The organism is Mycoavidus sp. HKI, assembly GCF_020023735.2.
Classification (GTDB): domain Bacteria; phylum Pseudomonadota; class Gammaproteobacteria; order Burkholderiales; family Burkholderiaceae; genus Mycoavidus.
Map to the genome: position 1 here is coordinate 1,163,261 of NZ_CP076444.2, position 21,174 is coordinate 1,184,434.

The window sequence follows — 21,174 nt, forward strand, 5'->3', positions numbered from 1 at the left end:
CTCATAGCAAGCTTAGAGACCGTAATTAAAGCAATTGCTTAAGTAGTTAATAGAGATCACAAGCAAAGCGATTTATTAAGTAAAAAACCTTAAAATTCATAAAGATACAATCACTTTCTCTAGTTCTTGTTGAATTTCTGCAATGCTGCGCGCCGCATCCATCAGCACAAAACGATCCGGGGTTTCATCTGCCCGGCGCAGATACTCAGCCCGCACGCGAGTAAAGAAGGCGTCAGATTCGCTCTCGAATTTATCCGGCGTGCGCGCCAAGCCGCGCCGTTGATTGGCAATTTCAGTGGGAAGATCAAACAGTACGGTGAGATCAGGTTGAAAATCGCCTTGTACCCAGGTTTCTAACGCAGCTAGCCGAGTCAACCCCAGCCCGCGCCCGCCGCCTTGATAGGCAAAGCTGGCATCGGTGAAACGGTCGGACAACACCCAATCGCCTCGCTTCAGCGCCGGCTCAATGACGGTTGCCAAATGCTCGTAGCGCGCAGCAAACATTAAGAGCGCTTCGGTCTCGAGCTGCATCGGTTGATGCAACAACAACTCGCGCAGGGCTTCGCCAAGCGCCGTGCCGCCTGGCTCGCGAGTGACAATAACCGCGGCTCCAGCAGGCTTTAATTTGAGTTCAAGCCGCTCGCGAAACCACCTTAGATGAGTCGATTTGCCTGCGCCATCGATGCCTTCAAAGGTAATCAATTTGCCACGTGCCGTCATTGCATACCTCGGATAAATTTATCGACAGCACGATTATGATCGGCCAAGTTGTTCGAGAATTCACTCGTGCCATCGCCCCGTGACACGAAATACAGAGCAGCGCTCAACCCTGGCCGCGTCGCGGCATCCAGTGCGGCTTGGCCTGGCAAGGCAATGGGGGTCGGCGGCAAACCCGCCCGGGTATACGTATTATAGGGTCCATCTGCCTTTAAATCCTGTTTGCGCAAACGGCCTGTATAGTTAGTTGCTAAGCCGTAAATAATGCTTGGATCGGTCTGCAACGCCATGCCGATGCGCAGCCGGTTTGCAAAAACAGCAGCAATAAACGGCCGATCTGCTTGCCGGCCGGTTTCTTTTTCGATGAGAGAAGCCACAATCAATACTTGATAAGGTGTTTTATAGGGCAAATTCGGGGCCCGCGTAGCCCAAGCGAGGGTTAAACGTTCTTGCGCAAGTTCATAGGCACGCCGATAAATACCGAGCTCGCTCGCCCCTTTTTCAAAGAAATAAGTGTCTGGAAAGAACAGGCCTTCGGGCTGGGTTTCTTGGGCGCCAATGGCTTTCATTAATTGTGCATCGCTCAGATCGGCTGTGTCGTGCGTTAAAGCAGGATGGAGCGCCAACTCGGCACGCATTTGCGCGAAGGTTGAGCCTTCTACAATCGTTGCAGCATATTGACTCACATCGCCTTGGGCAATCTTTTGCAAGACTTGATAGGAGGTAACGCCGCGATGAAACTCATAGTTACCGGCTTTTAAGTGAGTCGTCATTTTAAGCAGACGCGCCAACAGTTCAAATGGCATCGCCTGGACGGGTACCCCTTCGCTTTGCAACTGCGCGACTACCCCTCTAAAACCACTGCCTGGCTTGATGGTGACATCGAGCGTGTCATGCGCAAGCCGTAGCGGTGTGTTGGCCCAGAGATAAACGCCGCCCGCTATCAGCAAGGCAAAGATCGTCATGGCGCGCAAAAATTTTATGGCACAGAGCCGTAACCGTCTTTTCATCTGCTGTTTAATCACAAGCATCTCGTGCATCGTGTTGAAAAGCCCATATAATACTTGCTTGTTTAGATTGAGCGAAGTCTCAAGCGTAATCTTAAGGCAAAAAAATGAAGCAAATAGCAACTTCTACTGGCTGGGGTGAGATGTCTTCTATTCTATCAAGTAGCGTTCAGGACCTGACAACTGGCGCCTTTACGGTGTTGGATCAATTTTCTATTTTGGCAGCGAGCGGCCCGGATGCGGCGGTTTTTTTGCATGGCCAATTGACGAATAATATTGAAAAGCTTGCCGCAGAAAAAGCACAATTTGCTGGTTTATGCTCCATCAAGGGCCGTTTACTCGCGACTTTCCTGGTTTGGCGTGCGGCCAAACACAATGATGAGTCGAATGCTGAGACCATTCAACTGATGTTGTCGCGTGATCTGCAAGCGGCGATACAAAAGCGCTTGTCGATGTTTATTTTGCGCAGCAAGGTCAAGCTCAATGATGTGGGCGCTGATAATGTGCTGATTGGTTTGACCGGCAATGCGATGCGGCTGTTAGCGCCACTTTTTCCAAACTTGCCAGAGCTAGCGCACAGCAAAGTTGAGAGTGAAGCAGGCACACTAATACGCCTGTCAGATGCGCCAATTGCCGTGTCGCCTGTCGCCACTGAGACGGTTGCCACCGCCCACTGCGCGCGCTATCTATGGATTGCGCCCCCTGCCATCTTCAACGCACAGCTCACGACCCTAAGCACCTGCCTGACAGCTATCACGCCAGCGGTTTGGGATTGGTTGGAGATACGCGCCGGCGAGCCGCGCATTATGGAGGCCACGCAAGATAAATTCGTCCCACAGATGGTCAATTTTGAGGTGATTGGCGGGGTTGATTTTCATAAAGGGTGCTACCCTGGCCAAGAAATCGTCGCGCGCAGCCAGTATCGTGGCACGATTAAGCGCCGTATGATGTTAGCGCATACAGATAAGGCCCAGCCCGGCACGGAAGTCTTTCACTCTACCGATCCGCGGCAACCCTGCGGGATGGTGGTGAATGCGGCGTCAGCCCCTGGTGGCGGGGTGGATTGCTTGGTTGAGCTCAAACTTGCAGCACTTGATCAGGAAGCGGCTAGCACCATCCATGTGGAAACACCTGCTGGGTCCGTCCTCACGTTACTGACGCAGCCCTATGCGTTACCTGCTATTGCCTAGCCGTTTTAAGCAAGATTAGATCAACGATTCAGAGAACGTTCATTGAATCAACGATTCAACGGACGTTCCCGCAAATATTTGAAAGTACCCAAGGCTTTAGCGACAAAAGTATCGCGATTGTCGCGCACTTCGCCTTCACAATACGCCATCGTGCTGGATCGATGAAGAACGCGCCCGAAGGCGCGCAAACACCCCAACCCAGGTTGCATGAAATTAGTCTTCATTTCTACCGTGACAACCCCTGTGTTGGCCGCCGCGATGCTACGCGCAGCTAAAGCCAGAGCACTATCCAAGAGCGTCATGGTGACGCCGCCGTGGGCAATATTCCAGGCATTCAGATGAAACGGCTCGAGTGGCAACAGCAGCTCACTCTCACCGTTTTCAGCCCGGATTTGCTGGATCCGCAGCAGATCAATAAATGGGCTGCTAGGAGATTCGGCCGGTGATTTCATCGGCGCTTTAATTGCTCACCAAATACGGCCTTAACTTCTCGGAACGGCTTGGGTGACGTGCTTTACGCATGCCTTTGGCTTCGATTTGACGAATCCGCTCACGCGTGACATCAAATTGCTTACCGACTTCTTCCAGGGTGTAATCCGAGCTCATATCAATCCCGAAACGCATCCGCAATACTTTAGCCTCACGCGGAGTCAGAGTATCGAGTAGATCCTTAACGGAATCGCGCAAGCCTGAATACAACGCTGCATTTTCCGGGGTAACGGTGTTGTTATCTTCAATAAAATCGCCCAGATGAGAGTCATCATCTTCACCAATGCGGGTTTCCATCGAGATCGGCTCTTTCGCAATTTTTAAGATCTTCCTGATTTTGTCTTCCGGCATTGCCATTTCTTTGGCTAGCATGGCAGGGTCAGGTTCACGCCCGGTTTTTTGCAAAATTTGCCGCACAATCCGGTTCAATTTGTTGATGGTTTCAATCATATGCACAGGAATCCGGATGGTCCGGGCTTGATCTGCAATTGAACGGGTAATCGCCTGGCGAATCCACCACGTAGCATAAGTCGAAAACTTATAACCGCGGCGGTATTCAAATTTATCCACCGCCTTCATTAAGCCAATATTGCCTTCTTGAATTAAATCAAGAAACTGTAGGCCGCGATTGGTGTATTTCTTAGCAATCGAAATCACCAGCCGCAAATTGGCTTCGGTCATCTCGCGTTTAGCCTGACGAGCGCCTAACTCGCCCCTGGCCATCTGCCGATTGGTTTCTTTTAGCTCTTTCAGAGGCAAGACGACACGCGCTTGCAAGTCGATCAGCTTTTGTTGCAACTCATGAATTGCAGGCAGGCTGCGTTCAAGCACCGCACTATAAGAGCGCCCTTCAGCGATGATTTTTTTCGCCCATTCAAGATCCGTCTCATGGCCCGGAAAAGTCGAGATAAACTCAGTACGTGGCATGCCGCAGCGATCTACCACAATCTGCAAAAGTTGGCGCTCAACAATTCGTACTTCTTCTACTTGCGCGCGCAATGTGCTACATAAGCGCTCAACTGTGCGGGCCGTAAAGCGAATCGAGACGAGCTCAGTTTGAATCGTTTTTTGCGCTTTTAGATACGCTTTTGATTGATATCCTTCTTTCTCAAAAGCACGGCGCATTTTGTCGAACCAGTCGCCGATGGAGGCAAATTTCTCCAGCGACTTTTGTTTCAATTCCGCTAACTGTGCAGCATTTGCCCGCTCGGCGGCTGCGCCCTCGTCATCCTCATCTTCTTCGGCATCTGCGTCGTCCGCTTCATCGTCTTCCACCTCAGCTTGCTCAGCTTCAGTGCCAGCCTGTTCATCCCCATCTTGGGAGCTCTCTTCGATTAAGCCATCGACCAGCTCATCAATGCGGATTTCATCGTTAGCCACGCGCTCGGCCATGGCTAAGATATCCGCAATCGTGGTTGGACACGCAGAGATGGCCTGGACCATATTCTTCAGGCCCTGTTCAATGCGCTTGGCGATTTCAATTTCACCTTCGCGCGTGAGCAGCTCGATGGTTCCCATTTCACGCATATACATGCGCACGGGATCGGTCGTGCGGCCAAATTCAGAGTCAACGCTTGATAAGGCAACTTCAGCCTCTTCGTCAGCTTCATCATCACTGGTCACAGTGGGGGCATTATCGCTGAGCAACAGCGTCTCCGCATCGGGCGCTTGCTCGTAAACAGAAATGCCCATATCACCAAAAGTGCTGATAATATTATCTAGCGCTTCGGTTTCAACTAAATCGTCAGGTAAATGATCGTTGATTTCAGCGTAAGTAAGAAAGCCTCGTTCCTTACCTAATTTAATCAGCGTGCGTAATTTTCCCCGTCGCTCTTCGAGCTCTTCATTCGTGCCGGGTTGATGTGACGCAAACGCATCTTTTAATAGCGCTTTTTCTTTGGCGCGACGATCGCGCGCTTTTACTTTTTCACCTTTGCCGGCACTTTCTTCTGGCTGCTGCGCATCAGTGTCGGCGCCAGTAACCGGCTGGGCTAGCGTGCTTTCAACCGCGATTTTGCTAGATTTAGCTTTACCGATAGCAGATTTTTTCCGCTCTTCGGTTACTTTACTGCCCGCCGTTTTTCCGCTTACTGTCTTTGCCATTACAATCTACCTTTGCTTAAAAATAGCCGGCTAAAACCCACTATTTTAACATGTGAAGTTATATCTAATTAAAACTTTAAATCTAAATACTCTAATACTTTATATCTAAATACTCTCTAACTCGCTAAACGCTGCTTGAGTTCTGCCGTTTGGCGTAGCAATGTTGCAAATTCTGCCGTTTCTTCGGCGGATAATTTCAATTGCCTGGCTAAATGCTCACGGCGCTCACACAACTCGCTATAACGTAGCTTAATAATAGCCGCCTTCAATTCCGCGCCGGCTAAGCGCTCTTGCTCTTGATATCGATCCGTATCGACACTCGACATCTCCAGCGTGCTTTGCATCAAGTCACGTACATTTTCATCATAGACAAGAATTTCACGAAAGATCTCCTCATATGCTGGCGCATAGCGAGAATTTCTCAATAAATCCGAAAGCAAGCTAAAATTTGCTGTGTTACCGAGTGCCTGGGCGTGCGTGAGCACCTCCTCAAAAAATGCTGTATTACGCGTAATATGAAGCAGTGTGTGTCGCTCGTCCTGATCTAAAGTATCTGCAATGCGCGGCCAAGAAATGAGGTTACGTAACGCGCGTTGCTCATTGTCCGTCACCCGCCTGCGCTCACTACGCACAGGTGCTTGGCGAATTGCCTGAGCCGGTGCTTGCTTGACTTCGCATAAGCGGGTCACTTCGGCCAGCGGCAACTCAAACTGAGTCGCTAAGCGGTGCAAAATTTGCGCGCGCAACGCATTGGCCGGCAAACTTTGCACTAACGGCTTAGCGTCAAATAAAGCTTGCGCGCGTCCTTCCGGCTGCTCCAAGGGCTTGTTAGCCAGTATTTCGTTCAACAAAAATTGCGACAACGGCAGTGCGCCTGCAATCTCGCGCGCTAATGCGGCCGCGCCATATTCGCGCAAATAGCTGTCTGGATCATGTTCTGTCGGTAAAAACAAAAAACGGATAGTGCGGTTATCCGCCGCATGCGGCAAAGACGCTTCAAGCGCACGCCGCGCCGCGCGCTGGCCAGCCGGGTCCCCATCAAAACTAAAGACCACTTGATCGGTTTGCCGAAAGAGCTTATGCACATGATTCGCCGTACACGCCGTGCCAAGCGTGGCCACGACGTTCGGAAAACCAAGCTGCGCTAGGGCGACGACATCCATATAACCTTCCACCACCAACACATAACCTTTTTCACGGATTGCCGCGCGTGCTTCAAACAATCCGTATAATTCGTTGCCCTTATTAAATAGGGGCGTTTCCGGGGAATTCAAATACTTTGGCTCACCTTGTTCAAGTACCCGCCCGCCAAAGCCAATCACATGCCCGCGCATATTACGGATAGGAAACATAATGCGGTCACGAAAGCGATCATAGCGGCGCGGCTGACCCTGCGCATCCGTTTTCTGGCTGTCAATTACAAGGCCTGCCTCGCTCAACTCAGGCGCCCGGTAGGCAGAAAATACTGCGCTTAAATTTTGCCAGTTATCAGGAGCATAACCGAGCCCAAAACGAGCGGCGATTTCTCCGCTTAAGCCGCGCTTTTTTAGATAGGTCACGGCGTTCGTCGCGCCCCGCAATTGTTTACGATAGTAATCGCACGCCTGCCGCATGGTGTCGACCAAGCTGCTGGCTAGATTGCGCGGGCTAGCCGCGACATTATTGCCAGCGGAGTTAAATTGAGGCTCACGCGGCACAGTCAGGCCAGCGGATTGAGCCAATTCAGTCACGGCCTCGACAAATGCCAGGCCCGTATGCTCCATCAAAAAACCAATGGCACTGCCATGTGCGCCGCAGCCAAAGCAATGATAGAACTGCTTGCTCGGACTCACCGTAAAAGATGGGCTTTTTTCCGTATGAAATGGGCATAAGCCCATAAAATTCGCCCCACCCTTCTTTAACTGCACGTACTTACCCACCACCTCAACAATATCAATGCGGTTCAGTAAATCCTGCAAAAAAGTGTGGGGAATCATGATAGAACTGACTCCGATTTGAAACCGCCCTTCTTCCCAGAGCAGTGGGTTATCGGTGGGTTATGGATTAAGTGCTGAGCGTGCACTTTGATAGACACACCAGTAAGGTGCTCGCTTAGAGCAGATACAATAAGCTCATTAACGTGCTGCTGACAATGCCGCTTTAACCTGCATTGAAACCGCTGTCATATCGGCGCGGCCAAGCAGGCTGCTTTTAAGCAACGCCATCACTTTCCCCATATCTTGAGGGCCAACCGCACTTACCTGCGTCATTGCAGCTTGGATTGCGGCGGCAATTTCTTGCTCAGTCAAGGGCTGCGGCATATACACTTGCAATATGACAAGTTCGGCCTCTTCCTTCGCTACCAAATCAAGCCGGCTAGCATTTTGGAATTGAACGATTGAATCTTTTCTTTGCTTAATCAGCTTGTCAATAACACCAAAAATGGCCGTATCATCAAGCTCGATGCGCTCATCAATTTCACGTTGCTTAATCGCGGCCAGCAATAAACGGATCGTCCCTAGTCGATCCGCCTCGCGGGCGCGCATGGCGGCCTTCATGTCCTCGGTAATGCGATTTTTGAGAGTCATGATGTGCTTTCCATCCAATGTTTGCTACTCAGAAGTTTGCTTACTCAGAAAAGCAGCAGGCCAGCAACAGTTAAAAAATTAATAGAGTTTTTTAGGCAGCATCTGACCACGCAAACGCTTGAAATGACGCTTGACTGCGGCTGCTTTTTTACGTTTACGCTTAGCTGTTGGCTTTTCGCGAAACTCGCGTGCGCGCAACTCAGTTAAAAGTGCATTTTTTTCAATTGTGCGCTTAAAGCGCCGCATTGCTACTTCGAACGGTTCGTTCTCTTTAACGCGAATAGTGGTCATGTGTTCAGAGTGAGTTTATAAAATTTAGGGCAATTCAAAGGTCGACATTATAGCATAGGGAAAGAAATTAACTTATGTCATCTATATGATTTTTCAGGATGCTGCGATATGTATTGCTGAATACGCGGTGCGGTGCGTGCCTTGCATTCACAAATTGACATGCATCGCGCCTATGGCGGTATCGTGCCTGAACTGGCTTCGTGCGATAGTATTCGGCGCGCGCTCCCCTTACTCTAACAGACCTTGGAGCAACCGCCATTACGCCCGCGGCGATTGACGCAATTGCGTTTAGAAGATTGAATCCGTTGAGGAAAACGACCTACCGGTGACAAGCTGGATACACGTATCTTTTGTCGCGCTCACTGGACGCCATCCATATATCTAACGATGAGATATTACATAAGTGCTAAAATTTTATCTTCAGAAAGCTTGGTCACTTGCTTGATAAAATCAAGCGCCACACCTTCCGCCAACATATTTCTAGCTATTTCAAGCTTAGCTTCTTGCAAGCCTTTTTGATGTCCCTTCTCAATCCAATCTACATTCCGCTACCCCTCATTTAAAAACTTGAATTTCGAACGGTTAGATCAGATCATACATATTAACCTCTAGGATAAAGTAATGTTAGTAAGCAAAATTGTTTTGTTCGCATCGATATTATTTGCTGCAGCAAATATCCCGGGTCCCAATATTGTCTTTTTAGTGGCACATGTATTATCTAAAGGAAACAAAGGAATAGCGTATTATATTTTTGCCATGTTGCTTGGGGAAGCTCTCTGGCTGTCTGTTGCTTACCTAAGTTTAAGTGCTTTACCCGGACATGCCGATTATATTATTACTATTATCAAATGGTTAGGCGCAACATATCTGATGTATATTGCTTTTAATTTATGGAAAGCGGATTCTAGTATTGAAGCTTCCAGACAAGAAATGACTTCAAAAAATATGTTTGCCGCTGGAATATTCCTGAGTATCGGGAACCCAAAGATAATGATATTTTATGTTTCGGTCTTGCCATTTTTCGTTAGCGGTGCTGATCGAAAGTTTACTTTACTGCTTATCCTAGTAGCAACCATGGCGGTTGTGGTGGGATTCGTCTATGCAATCTGGTTAATCTTTGCAACAAAGCTCAGAAACCTTTTTGGGTCACCGAGATTCATCGGGCTATTGAATAAAGGATGTGCCTTGCTGATGATCGTGTGTGCTACTTTTATTGCATTGAGCAAGTAACGCAAAAATATCTAAGAGAGGCGAGAGCTTTCAGGAACAAAGAATATCTCGCCTCTCTTGCCTTTAATATCTAAGCTTTTCCATAAAATTATTGCTCATAGAAACTTCATATTTTTCGAAGCGGAGCCGATCTTCTCGCCGCACAGTGACGGCATAATGCTGATTGATCAGCCATTTGTAGTTTTCGTCCCGCGTATCCGGAATTTCATCGCATTTATCTTTAGCAAATTTGCTATAGAAATAGTAGGTAATCTCTTCAAGTCGAGCTAATCCCTGGTCCGTAAACCGGATGCCATGTATCGATTTGTCTAGCTCAATCAGATCAAGCGAGTGCAAGGCATTGAGTGTTTTGCCCATTATCTTGTCAATGCTTACATTATAGTTTTTCTCTATTGCAAGTAGATTCTCTGTTTTGACATTTGCAAGGCCGAATATTATTTTTCGCCTGGCGCGTTCCTCATTGTCATATTGACCAATCCGCCATATCGCTGGGTATCCTTCATTAATCCTCTTTCGGTGTTCTTCTGTAGAGCAAAAGTTGAAATATTGTCCAGCCCAATCATTATGAGGCCCATTGAGATAGCCGAAGGATGACGGACCAAACCCGATCAGGTTAACGCATTCAAATTTGTCTGCTTGCTGTTCTGGACGTATAGCAGGGCGATGCAGATACGAAATTGGCCCATCAATAAATCCTTTGTCATGAAGAGCCATTCGAGCCATCAGCCACATATTGGCGCGTGTGCTAGAGTCATTGAACGCTTCCGGGTTCAGTTCTAATTTTTTGGAAATTGGGTCGCTCTCCCTCATAATAGTGGGAAAGACATTTATAACACTCAGTTCTTTTATCTCAGATAGCGTTTCCACAGTAGAGTACATGGAGTCATACGTTTCATACGGGAGTCCTGCCATGAGCGCAGTAATAAATGATGTAAATCCTTCTTCGATACAAATTTCTACAAGTCTCAAATAATCATCGAGTGATGAGTTTTTTCTTTGGATAAAATCAAGCGTTTTTTGGTTTCCGCTTTCCAAATCAATTACCAGGTCAGTGAATCCAAAGCTTTTGAGGATCCTTAGCTTTTCCCTAAGATAATTCTCATCATAATGCTTCGGATAGATTTCAGTTTTTATTTCAGCATCGCTCTGAATGTCTAAATATTTTTCGCATGCTTTCAGTAGCCGAACAAGGCCCTGATTGGTCATCAACGAGGGAGTCCCTCCACCGAGTTGTAGTGACCGTGCCTTGATACGCTGTCCCATGATCTGGGTATTTAGTTGCAGTTCGGCTATAAGTGTATCAATGACTTCTGTCTCACGTCTCTCCACGTTGTCTAAACTGGTTATCTTCTTGTGAAAATGACAAAATGAGCATAGTTGCTCACAGAAAGGGTAATGGAGATATACTTCAAATGTACTACCCGCCATCTCCGACAATATCTCTTTAGCTCTCTGGCCACTGATTTCTGACATGGCTCGAAGAGGATAATAATGGGATATGTAATAGAAGCCGTGAAAGGTTCGCCTTATTCCGAATTCATCAAGGCGTTGTAAGCCCGTTTCAAATACCTTTGCCTTCTCTTTATAATGAGCCGCTGCAGCATTCATTATCGGGTGCAATTCGGCGTAACTGTCAATGGGGTACTGAGCTTCAGTTAGGGATAAAATTTGTTTCATTTAGTTCCTCACAATTTTCTATGCTCACTATGTCCTGTATTTCTTATAACCTACATTCCACTACCCCCGCTTTCAACGAACAGTATTTAAAGTTATTGATTTATAATAACTATTTATATTTTCTTTGACGGCCGTTCGGCTAGCGAGCCGCTTACTATGCTTCTAAAAGCTTGATTTTCGGGCTGGATCCTACGTATTGCTATTGCCACCTTTTTAAGAAAAAAATGTAACTTATTGATATATAAGAATTATTTTTTCTTAAAAAATGAGGGGAGGTAGCGACATGTAGGATCCAATATTGTGCAATCGACGTAATGTCCTCCTGATAATGTGGTGCATGGCTAATCACAAATTGGACAAACTACTGTTGATCCATTCCTCAATCTTCTTTTGCTAGATAATATAGCAATATTCTTATTTTTTCAATCGCTAATGGATAGCGCTTAAAGAGTTCGAATACCTTAGGCACGAGTTGCGAAAAATCCAAACTGCAGATGCATTTTTACGCTAATTTCATTACTGCACAAAACTTATGCGTCATCAATACATCATCCGGTATGGCTGATAGCGCAATCAGTTGGATGGATTTTGTCAGCGCAAATATTTCTTGTGCTATCGCTTTGTGCCTGAAGCATTCCAACAGACTGAGCGGGCCTCTATAAGGGGCTGCTCAGTGATAAAAAATCAGCGGCAGGACCACGGGTAGCAAGGTATCACCTTGATTCAGGTGCTGCTTCATAATGGCGCTTTGATAGCGCCATAACTTAAATGGATCAGTTTGCCCACAGCACTCTCGTGTTTGAGCAAAATATACGCCGAGCTTGGTCTTTTGCTACGCGAATTGAGTAGACTAGATCGCAATCGCTTAATCGTTGTTAGTCATGTGCTACACATTCTGTCACGGCGTCCAAACGATGATGGGAGTTGAACCTAATCCGGAGAGCAGGGCATTCGCAATATGAGACAATGCTTCAGGCTGCCAAAAATTTGTTTGGCGAACATCAAGAGGGTGAGCATCCATCGCAAGCCGCATTTATCTCTGTTTGACGAAAATAGACTTCGGTAGCAGCTAAACCTTAAACAAAACTCTCGTTAACTTATTATCTTTATGCTCGTTTTCGGTATCGAAAGTTCTTGCGACGAAACCGGACTCGCGTTTTATGAAACAGAACGCGGTCTATTGGCGCATGCCTTGCATTCACAAATTGACATGCATCGCGCCTATGGCGGTGTCGTGCCTGAACTGGCTTCGCGCGATCATATTCGGCGCGCGCTGCCCCTCCTGCAACAGATCTTGGAGCAAGCTGCCATTACGCCCGCGGCGATTGACGCGATTGCGTTTACGCAAGGCCCCGGACTCGCCGGCGCGTTACTGGTAGGCGCGAGCATTGCCAATGGCCTTGGCCTAGCGTGGGATAAGCCGGTGATTGGCATCCATCATTTGGAAGGACATTTGCTCTCGCCATTACTGGCCAACGATCCACCCTCATTTCCGTTTGTTGCCTTATTGGTCTCGGGCGGCCATACGCAGTTAATGCGCGTGACCGATATCGGCGACTACGAAATGTTAGGTGAAACGCTCGATGATGCGGCGGGTGAGGCATTTGATAAGACCGCGAAATTGCTTGGGCTAGATTATCCGGGCGGCCCGGCTGTGTCACAGTTAGCGACCACCGGTACGCCAGGAGCGGTTGTTCTGCCACGGCCAATGCTCCACTCAAAAGATCTCGACTTCAGTTTTAGCGGTCTTAAAACAGCAGTGCTCACGCAGGTAAAGCAATACGGCCAGCCACTTGACGAACAGGCCAAGGCAAATCTTGCCCGCGGTTTTGTCGATGCCGCAGTTGATGTCCTCACCGCAAAATCCGTGCAGGCCCTTAAACAAACGGGCCTAAGCAGGCTGGTCGTGGCCGGCGGAGTGGGCGCTAATCAGCAGTTGCGCGCCGCGCTTAAAGTCGCGGCACAAAAGTATGCCTTTGATGTGCATTATCCAGACCCAGAATTATGTACCGATAATGGCGCAATGATTGCGCTGGCTGGTGCGCTCAGGTTGCAGCGTTGGCCGGAACAAGCCAATAAGCATTACGCTTTTACGGTGCGGCCACGCTGGGATTTGGCTGCGATTTAAATGCTGCTCGGCCTCAGTACCTCAATTTAAGCACGCTTTGAGGTGCTTTGCTGCTTGTCGCATTCATTGCGGCTTGGTTCCCACTCATTGCCGCTTGTCGCACTCAATCAGCGCATAAGCGCTGTGATTGTGAATAGACTCGAAATTTTCAGCTTCAAGCATATAGGCGACCACCCGATCATCTTGATTAAGCCGGCTCGCCACATCGCGCACCAAATCTTCGACAAATTTTGGATTGTCATACGCGCGTTCGGTCACAAATTTTTCATCTGGCCGCTTTAATAGCCCCCATAACTCACAAGAGGCGGACTCTTCGGCAATTCGTATGAGTTCCTCAACCGGGAGTTGATGATCATTTAACTCAGCTTTGATGATCAGGTGCGAACGCTGATTATGCGCGCCGTATAAAGAAATTTCTTTTGAGCATGGGCATAAGCTCATCACCGGTACCAGCACTTTCAAAAAAATCCGACTGCTATCGTCACGCGCTTCGCCAATAAAGCTGACTTCATAATCAAGCAAGCTTTGGGCGCCGGATACCGGCGCGGTTTTATTGATAAAGTAGGGAAAAGTGGCCTCAATTCGACCTGCTGTGGTCTCTAATTTAGCCAGCATCTTCATCAGCATTGCCTGAAATCCGGCTAGGTCAAGCGGTATTGCCTCCCCCGTCACCGCGTCTATCGTGCTTGCTTGGAGTAACTCGATAAAGCGCGACATATGCGTGCCTTTTTGCTCACTTGGCAAATACACATCCAGGTCAAAAAGGCCAATGGTTGGCTGGCTAGCGCCCGTGGCGCTGCGCACCGTGAGCGGATGGCGCACGGCTTTGATACCCACCCGCTGAATCGGGATTTGGCGGGTATCAATACTGCCCTGCACATCGGACATAACAAAAACGGGGTTCAATACATTACTCATAGCAACACATTCCTGCGCTTTTTATATAACTCATTCTGGCGCGTTAGCGCCTAAATTTGGGTTTGTATGGGTGGGAAAACGCTGACGAATGGCTTGCACAATACCAGCGCTATCCAAGCCACAATTTGCCAGCAGCCGCGCTGGGTCACCTTGAGCAATAAAATCATCAGGCAAGCCCAATTGTAAAACAGGCCGCTGAATGCCTGCGGCTAATAGGCTTTCAATACAGGCTGAACCCGCCCCACCCATCACGCACCCTTCTTCAACAGTGACCAACACGTCATGCGATTGGGCGAGTTGCTGCACGAGGGCGTCATCCAGCGGCTTGATGAAGCGCATATTTGCTACGCTGGCATTCAGTATATTCGCTGCCGCCAAGCTTGGCGCAACCATCGCGCCAAAGGCCAGAATCGCAATGCGCTGGCCAGCGGGTTGACTAGAGGTGCGTCGCACCTCACCTTTGCCAAGCGGTAATGCGCTCATCTGTTTCTCTACGGTGACGCCAGGGCCTACGCCACGTGGATACCGCACTGCGGTCGGGCCTGGCTGTTGTAGTGCTGTGTAAAGCATTTGCCGGCACTCGTTTTCATCCGATGCCGCCATCACCGTCATATTTGGCAGACAGCGCAAAAACGCAATATCATAAGCGCCGGCATGTGTTGCGCCATCTGCGCCGACGAGGCCAGCACGGTCAATGGCAAACAATACCGGGAGATTTTGTAGCGCGATATCATGAATCAATTGATCATAAGCACGCTGCAAAAAAGTAGAGTAAATCGCCACCACGGGTTTTAACCCTTCAACCGCCAAGCCGCCGGCAAAAGTCACGGCATGTTGCTCAGCAATACCAACATCGTAATAACGATCAGGGAAACGTTGCTCAAATTCAATCAGGCCCGAACCTTCGCGCATGGCAGGTGTAATGCCAACCACTCGCTCATCTTGCTCAGCGATATCGCACAGCCACTCACCAAACACCTGTGTATAGGTTTTGCGAGCCGCAGCAGCACTCTTAATGCCCTCGGCCGGGTTGAATTTTCCGGGGCCATGATAGAGCACTGGATCAGCTTCAGCCAGGCTGTAACCCTGCCCTTTTTTAGTGATGACATGCAGAAATTGCGGCCCTTTCAGTTCTTTGAGATTTTGGAGCGTTGGAATCAGGGATTTCAAATCGTGACCATCAATTGGGCCAATGTAGTTGAAACCAAATTCCTCAAAGAGCGTAGCAGGCGCCACCATGCCTTTCGCGTGTCCCTCTATCCGGCGCAAAAATTCGAGCACTGGCGGAGCACCGCTTAAGAGTTGTTCGATGCCTTTTTTAGCCGTCGCATAAAAGCGACCAGAGATCAGCCGCGCGAGGTAGCGATTTAACGCTCCCACGGGCGGAGAAATCGACATCTCGTTATCGTTTAAGATTACGATCAAGGGCACATCGTCATAAATACCGGCATTATTCATTGCTTCAAAAGCCATGCCAGCAGTCATCGCCCCATCGCCAATCACGGCAATCGCAAAACGCTCCTCGCCTTTTAATTGACTGGCGCGCGCCATTCCAAGCGCGGCTGAAATCGAGGTGCTTGAATGCGCTGTGCCGAACGTATCATATGCAGATTCGCGGCGGCATGGAAAGCCAGAAAGCCCACCTAACTGACGCAGCGTTGACATGGCTTCGCGCCGGCCAGTCAGAATTTTATGAGGATAGGCTTGGTGCCCCACATCCCACACAATCCGGTCATCAGGTGTATTGAAGACATAGTGCAGCGCAATCGTAAGTTCAACCGTGCCCAGATTAGAGGACAAGTGCCCCCCCGTACGCGATACGCTATCGAGTATAAAAGCACGCAATTCATCGGCTAAGCGCTCTAACTGGCTATGCTTAAGTCGACGTAGCTCAGCTGGCTCATTAATCGTATTTAACAACTTATACATGTGACTCCATTCTCATTGTGGCTCCACTCTAATAGGGAAGTTTTAACCCTTTTTTAGCTAGGGCGGCTCTGGCTAGCACTAAAAAAGCGCAACGAAGATACATCATAGATAGGTTTAACCTACACGCTCAACCATTAAGATAGGCTTAACATAGCGTTCAACCATTAAAGGCGGGTTAACATACACGTTCAACCATTAAATCAGCTAAGCGGGCGAGCCAACCCGCTTGCTCTCCAAGTGGCGCAAGCGCTACTTGCGCTTGCTGATGCAATTGGCTAACCAAACGCTGCGAGGCGTCTAGTCCAAGTACGGAGACATAGGTTGGCTTGCCGTTTTGGCTATCTTTGCCCGCTGTTTTGCCAAGCGTTGCCGAATTTGCACTCACATCAAGAATATCGTCCACCACCTGAAAGGCAAGTCCAATCGCAGTAGCATAGTGATCCAGCGCCTGTTTAACGGCGCCCGTCTCTTGGCCACAGGCAGCGCCCATGCGCACTGCGGCGGCCAATAAAGCCCCGGTTTTCATCCGGTGCATGGTTTCCAGCGCGGTTAGCGAAAGCGGGCCACCGACGCTTTGCAAATCAATCATTTGCCCCCCAGCCATGCCTAGCGAACCGCTCGCCGTGGCTAACTCGCGCACCAGCACGGCCTGCAGCGAGCCCGCCAGCGAGTTTTGGGTCAAACTAATAAAAGCCTGTGCCTGCAACGCATCGCCGACCAATAACGCAGTCGCTTCACCATACGCGATATGGACTGCGGGTTTGCCATGCCGCAAATCATCGTTATCCATCGCCGGCAGATCATCATGGACCAGCGAATACGCATGAATCATCTCCAGCGCAGTTGCCGCGACATCAAGCGTCGCAGAGGGCGCTCCCGTGATACTGCCCGCCGCATGACAGAGCAACGGCCGGATGCGCTTGCCATGACCCAACAACGCATAGCGCATCGCCTGATGCAACCGGCTCGGTTGCTGGGCAACGGTAGGTAAATAAGTATCCAGCGCTTGTTCAGTGCGGGCCACAATAGCCTGCCGCCATGTCTCAAAATTCATACAAATTTACGTACCGAGCGGCGCATTGCCAGTTTCAAGCGGTTTGAGCATTTCACCATCGAGCACGCGGACTTGCTGTTCTACCTTTTCAAGTTGCAGCCGGCAATATATCATTAAGCTGACCCCGCGCCGATAAGCATTGAGCGATGCCTCAAGGCTCAAACCGCCCTCTTCCATCTGTCTAATGAGGGCCTCAAGCTCAACCAGAGCCGCTTCATAGTTGCTCGGTAGCGAGTCGGCAGCGAGTTCCCCCACACCGTCTTTAAGTTCGAGTTGAGCGGACTGAGCTTTAACCATGGGTTTTCAAATTGGACCAAATTCCATATTATATGCTGATGTTTAGGTTAAATTAATGGCCTAATCGTGTTCGGTATGCTTTCTTTTCGGTTTAATGCTTAAATTTTGAAAACTATTCCTCAAACAGATCCGGCTCGTGCCGCTCTGAGCGCAGTTGCCACCTCGCCTGAGATTGCCATTATCGGCGGTGGGCTGGTGGGCCGCTTAATCGGCTGGCAGTTGGCCCGTAGCGGGCGCCGAGTGGCGCTTTATGAACGGGGAGATGCGGCTGGCAGCCAGGCCGCCGCCTGGGTCGCAGCCGGTATGTTAGCGCCGCTGGCGGAAGCTGCGCTCTCTGAAGCCTTGATTGCCGAGCTCGGCATGGAGTCGCTTGAACTCTGGCCGACTATCTTGGCTAAATTGCCAGAGCCGGTATTTTTTCAGCGCCATGGCACCCTGGTCATCTGGCATACGGCAGATCGTACCCAAGCCCAGTTATTTGAACAGGGCATGCGCGCTCATCTGTCCGCTGACCTGCAACAACACGGTATTATTAAGCTGCAAGGTGCAGCGATGCAAGCCACTGAGCCGGCGCTGGGCGCGCGCTTTTCGCAAGCCCTGCTGCTGCCGCACGAAGGTCAACTCGACAACCGACAACTGCTCACCGCTTTAGCCGCAGGACTGGCCCAGCATCAGGCCGAGTTGCACTGGGGGACGACGATTGACGATCGCGCGTTACCTAGCGCTGGCCTGGTGATAGACTGCCGCGGACTGGGCGCCCAACAAAGCTGGCCCGCCTTACGTGGGGTGCGCGGCGAAGTCATCCGGATCCATGCTCCAGGCATTGGCCTGAGCCGACCGATACGGCTTCTGCATCCACGTTACCCGCTGTATATTGCCCCGAAAGAAAACGATGTATACGTGATTGGCGCCACTGAAATTGAAAGCGAAGATCAATCAGCTGTCAGTGTGCGCAGTGCGCTTGAATTACTAAGCGCCGCTTTTTCGGTACACCCAGCATTTGGTGAAGCACGGATTCTTGAGTTCAATACACAATGCCGCCCAACTTTGCCGGATCACCTGCCCGCCATTACCTGGGATGGAGCACGTATACTACGCATTAACGGCTTATCTCGGCATGGCTATTTAATTGCGCCGGCCATCTGCCAGCAAGCGCTCGCTATGATTGAGCGGCTGCTTGACGGCACCATCGTCAATGCCGATACATTTAACATATGGCGCCAGCAGACACGCTGGCCCAGCTTATTTCAAACAACTCATCTGCCCGCTATAGGTTAATTTATGCAAGTTCTACTTAATCAACGCTCTTTCGAGCTACTCCCCAGCGCCAGCTTGGCCGATGCCCTGGCGGCGTTCGGTGCGCATCCGCCGTTTGCAGCAGCGGTTAATGGGGTCTTTGTGGCCCAGGTAGATTATTTTCAGCATCTGCTCAAAGATGGCGATTGCATCGATGTTGTGCAGCCAGTTATGGGCGGATAAAAAATTAAAAAAGTTGATAACAATCATTTATTTACAACATATATCTTGAGTATTCAATGAACTTGATCACACCTCCTGACGACACCTTAACGCTCTACGGCCAAACCTTTTGCAGCCGTGTATTGCTCGGCACCGCCCGTTATCCATCATTACAAATTCTCAGTGATTCCATTGAAGCCGCGCAGCCGGCGTTATTGACGGTTGCCTTACGCCGCCAGATGAGTGCAGCAGCATCGGACACCGGTTTTTTCACCACACTTAAAAACCATGCGATCCCTTTTTTACCTAACACCGCGGGCTGCCATACCGTGCCAGAAGTGCTCGCCACGGCTGAGATGGCGCGCGAAGTGTTTGGCACGGACTGGATCAAGCTCGAACTGATTGGTGATGACTACACCTTACAACCCGATACCATCGGCTTAGTCGAGGCCGCAGCCAAGCTCGTACAAGCAGGCTTTAAAGTGCTGCCCTATTGCACCGAGGATCTGGTGGTTGGACAACGCTTGCTGGATGCGGGTTGCGAGGTGCTGATGCCATGGGGCGCACCGATTGGCACCGGCAAAGGCATCGTTAATCCTTATGGTTTACGTTTATTACGCGAACGACTGCCCGACGTGCCGTTAATCGTCGATGCGGGCCTTGGCGTCCCCTCCCATGCGTGTCAAGTGATGGAATGGGGCTTTGATGCCGTGCTATTAAATACTGCCGTCTCGCAAGCCACTTACCCGGTACAAATGGCACGCGCGTTTACTGAAGCAGTCCAGGCCGGTCGTCGCGCTTATTTAGCTGGACCGATGCCGGTACGCGATAGCGCGCAGGCCAGCACCCCGGTAGTCGGCATGCCGTTTTGGCATCAAGCTCCAACGCCATAAGAACAACCTAAAATATGAACGGGCAAACCTCTGCACACGCGTTATCGAGCCACATAACATTTTGGCCGCCTGCGGCCCCGCTGCTAGCCGCAACCATGCGTATTCGCGCTCATTTAGGCCAGTGGCCATCGCCTGCTGTACGGTGGCGTTTATGCAGCGCTCCGCCCCAGTCTATTGACGCGAATGATTTAATCATTCTGCATAGCGACACGCTTACGAAGGATGCCGATCAGCATGAGCCCAGCCATTTTGCTGCAGCCGCTGGCGTACTCACCGTAACAGCTGAAACCATCACGCTGCGACTTGGCGGCACAGTCTATCCATTAGCCGGTGAACGATCAGACGATTGGCTCGCAGCGCTGGCTGCATTTCTTGATTGTGGTTTTGTGCCGCCTGATGCGCTGGTCCTGGCCCATGCCTGGCGTGAACCTCATCGGGCGGAGGGCAATGCCTGGCCGCTTGACTATACTGACTTTCCGCGCGTGCTGGGGCTCGCTGCAGTGCGCCCCAGCATACCCTTTGCCGCCTGCCCTTGGCAACTTGGGCTCTATCCCGTTGTAGCCAGTGCCGATTGGGTCGAACGCTTACTTGAGTTAGGCGTCAAGACGATTCAATTGCGCGCCAAAACCCTCGAGCACGCAGCGCTCCAAGCAGAAATCAAACGGGCCGTACAGGCAGCCCGCCACCATCATGCGCAGCTGTTTATTAACGACCACTGGCAGTTGGCGATTGAGACAGGTGCTTATGGGGTTCATCTGGGCCAAGAGGATCTACAGACAGCGCAGTTGCAAACGATTGCCAACGCAGGCTTGCGGCTTGGGCTATCGACCCATGGCTATTATGAAATGCTGGTTGCGTGCCACCTCCAACCCAGCTATATTGCATTAGGCGCCGTATTTGCCACCACCACCAAATCCATGCCAACCGCGCCGCAAGGGTTAACTCGGCTTGCGCACTATGTGCAGTTACTTAAAAAACAGATACCCTTGGTGGCCATTGGCGGGATTGATGGGGCTGTACTCGCTGACGTATTAGCCACCGGCGTGGGCAGCGCAGCCGTCGTGCGGGCGATCACTGAAGCCGGTGACTTGCGAAAAGCGGTTGCGACTTTGCAACACGCTTTTGTGCGAAACCATGATTTGGACGAATAAACTCCTAGCGCCAAGCCAAAATCTACCTCAGAGCGCTGCGCTATAACGCTGCCAACCATCCATTACATGCCGCCA

Annotated in this window: 20 protein-coding genes; 7 read left to right on the forward strand and 13 right to left on the reverse strand. The window is 50.1% G+C overall.

Annotation, left to right across the window (positions count from 1 at the left end; genetic code table 11):
- Positions 1-96 precede the first annotated feature (96 nt).
- Positions 97-720 (reverse strand): dTMP kinase, encoded by a 624-nt coding sequence (gene tmk, locus KMZ15_RS04590; protein WP_223691072.1) that lies wholly within the window; start codon positions 718-720, stop codon positions 97-99.
- The gene (gene mltG, locus KMZ15_RS04595) at positions 717-1,682 is read right to left on the reverse strand and encodes an endolytic transglycosylase MltG (protein ID WP_223694703.1); all 966 of its coding nucleotides are present in this window, start codon (positions 1,680-1,682) and stop codon (positions 717-719) included. The genes tmk and mltG overlap by 4 nt, the downstream gene beginning before the upstream one ends.
- A 149-nt stretch (positions 1,683-1,831) precedes the next feature.
- Here mltG and KMZ15_RS04600 point away from each other — a divergent pair, with 149 nt between their 5' ends.
- Positions 1,832-2,914, forward strand: coding sequence for a folate-binding protein YgfZ (locus tag KMZ15_RS04600; RefSeq protein ID WP_223691074.1), 1,083 nt, complete (start codon positions 1,832-1,834; stop codon positions 2,912-2,914).
- 47 nt (positions 2,915-2,961) lie between these two features.
- Here the strand turns inward: KMZ15_RS04600 and KMZ15_RS04605 are convergent, their stop codons facing one another.
- From KMZ15_RS04605 to rpsU, 5 genes are all read right to left on the reverse strand, one after another.
- A complete protein-coding gene (locus KMZ15_RS04605; protein ID WP_223691076.1) occupies positions 2,962-3,366 on the reverse strand; it encodes a PaaI family thioesterase in 405 nt (134 codons plus the stop codon).
- A 7-nt stretch (positions 3,367-3,373) separates the two neighbouring features.
- Entirely contained in the window at positions 3,374-5,416 is a 2,043-nt protein-coding gene (rpoD, locus tag KMZ15_RS04610; RefSeq protein ID WP_308710625.1) for an RNA polymerase sigma factor RpoD, read from the reverse strand.
- A 206-nt stretch (positions 5,417-5,622) separates the two neighbouring features.
- Complete coding sequence (gene dnaG, locus KMZ15_RS04615) at positions 5,623-7,482, reverse strand: DNA primase (protein WP_223691080.1); 1,860 nt, start codon at positions 7,480-7,482, stop codon at positions 5,623-5,625.
- 138 nt (positions 7,483-7,620) lie between these two features.
- The gene (locus KMZ15_RS04620) at positions 7,621-8,073 is read right to left on the reverse strand and encodes a GatB/YqeY domain-containing protein (RefSeq protein ID WP_223691081.1); all 453 of its coding nucleotides are present in this window, start codon (positions 8,071-8,073) and stop codon (positions 7,621-7,623) included.
- A gap of 78 nt (positions 8,074-8,151) precedes the next feature.
- Entirely contained in the window at positions 8,152-8,364 is a 213-nt protein-coding gene (rpsU, locus tag KMZ15_RS04625) for a 30S ribosomal protein S21 (RefSeq protein ID WP_223691084.1), read from the reverse strand.
- A gap of 621 nt (positions 8,365-8,985) precedes the next feature.
- Here rpsU and KMZ15_RS04630 point away from each other — a divergent pair.
- Positions 8,986-9,594, forward strand: a complete 609-nt coding sequence (locus KMZ15_RS04630; protein WP_223691086.1) for a LysE family translocator — start codon at positions 8,986-8,988, stop codon at positions 9,592-9,594.
- Between the two features lie 63 nt (positions 9,595-9,657).
- On the opposite strand, the gene KMZ15_RS04635 is transcribed toward KMZ15_RS04630, so the two are convergent.
- Together KMZ15_RS04635 and KMZ15_RS08985 are read right to left on the reverse strand one after the other, a co-directional pair.
- A complete protein-coding gene (locus KMZ15_RS04635) occupies positions 9,658-11,271 on the reverse strand; it encodes a radical SAM protein (RefSeq protein WP_223691088.1) in 1,614 nt (537 codons plus the stop codon).
- Positions 11,272-11,941: 670 nt separating this feature from the next.
- Positions 11,942-12,010, reverse strand: a complete 69-nt coding sequence (locus tag KMZ15_RS08985; RefSeq protein ID WP_368859503.1) for a hypothetical protein — start codon at positions 12,008-12,010, stop codon at positions 11,942-11,944.
- A 369-nt stretch (positions 12,011-12,379) separates the two neighbouring features.
- Here KMZ15_RS08985 and tsaD point away from each other — a divergent pair, with 369 nt between their 5' ends.
- Positions 12,380-13,399, forward strand: coding sequence for a tRNA (adenosine(37)-N6)-threonylcarbamoyltransferase complex transferase subunit TsaD (gene tsaD, locus KMZ15_RS04640; RefSeq protein ID WP_223691090.1), 1,020 nt, complete (start codon positions 12,380-12,382; stop codon positions 13,397-13,399).
- 84 nt (positions 13,400-13,483) lie between these two features.
- Here tsaD and folE2 read toward each other — a convergent pair whose 3' ends face one another.
- The 4 genes from folE2 to KMZ15_RS04660 all read right to left on the reverse strand — a co-directional run bounded on the left by folE2 (position 13,484) and on the right by KMZ15_RS04660 (position 17,597).
- The gene (gene folE2 / locus KMZ15_RS04645; RefSeq protein ID WP_223691092.1) at positions 13,484-14,317 is read right to left on the reverse strand and encodes a GTP cyclohydrolase FolE2; all 834 of its coding nucleotides are present in this window, start codon (positions 14,315-14,317) and stop codon (positions 13,484-13,486) included.
- A 30-nt stretch (positions 14,318-14,347) separates the two neighbouring features.
- Positions 14,348-16,246 carry a 1-deoxy-D-xylulose-5-phosphate synthase gene (dxs, locus tag KMZ15_RS04650; protein ID WP_223691094.1) on the reverse strand — a complete coding sequence of 633 codons (1,899 nt, stop codon included), beginning with the start codon at positions 16,244-16,246 and terminating at the stop codon, positions 14,348-14,350.
- 175 nt (positions 16,247-16,421) lie between these two features.
- Positions 16,422-17,300, reverse strand: coding sequence for a polyprenyl synthetase family protein (locus KMZ15_RS04655; protein WP_223691096.1), 879 nt, complete (start codon positions 17,298-17,300; stop codon positions 16,422-16,424).
- A gap of 6 nt (positions 17,301-17,306) precedes the next feature.
- On the reverse strand, positions 17,307-17,597 hold the full coding sequence (locus KMZ15_RS04660) for an exodeoxyribonuclease VII small subunit (protein WP_223691099.1): 291 nt from the start codon (positions 17,595-17,597) through the stop codon (positions 17,307-17,309).
- Positions 17,598-17,741: 144 nt separating this feature from the next.
- Here KMZ15_RS04660 and KMZ15_RS04665 point away from each other — a divergent pair, with 144 nt between their 5' ends.
- From KMZ15_RS04665 to thiE, 4 genes are read left to right on the forward strand one after another with little or no spacing between them, the layout of a single operon-like run.
- A complete protein-coding gene (locus KMZ15_RS04665) occupies positions 17,742-18,875 on the forward strand; it encodes an FAD-dependent oxidoreductase (protein ID WP_223694707.1) in 1,134 nt (377 codons plus the stop codon).
- A gap of 3 nt (positions 18,876-18,878) precedes the next feature.
- A complete protein-coding gene (gene thiS, locus KMZ15_RS04670) occupies positions 18,879-19,076 on the forward strand; it encodes a sulfur carrier protein ThiS (RefSeq protein WP_223691101.1) in 198 nt (65 codons plus the stop codon).
- Positions 19,077-19,132: 56 nt separating this feature from the next.
- On the forward strand, positions 19,133-19,948 hold the full coding sequence (locus tag KMZ15_RS04675; RefSeq protein WP_223691103.1) for a thiazole synthase: 816 nt from the start codon (positions 19,133-19,135) through the stop codon (positions 19,946-19,948).
- Between the two features lie 14 nt (positions 19,949-19,962).
- Positions 19,963-21,099 carry a thiamine phosphate synthase gene (gene thiE, locus KMZ15_RS04680; RefSeq protein WP_223691104.1) on the forward strand — a complete coding sequence of 379 codons (1,137 nt, stop codon included), beginning with the start codon at positions 19,963-19,965 and terminating at the stop codon, positions 21,097-21,099.
- Positions 21,100-21,174: the final 75 nt, after the last annotated feature.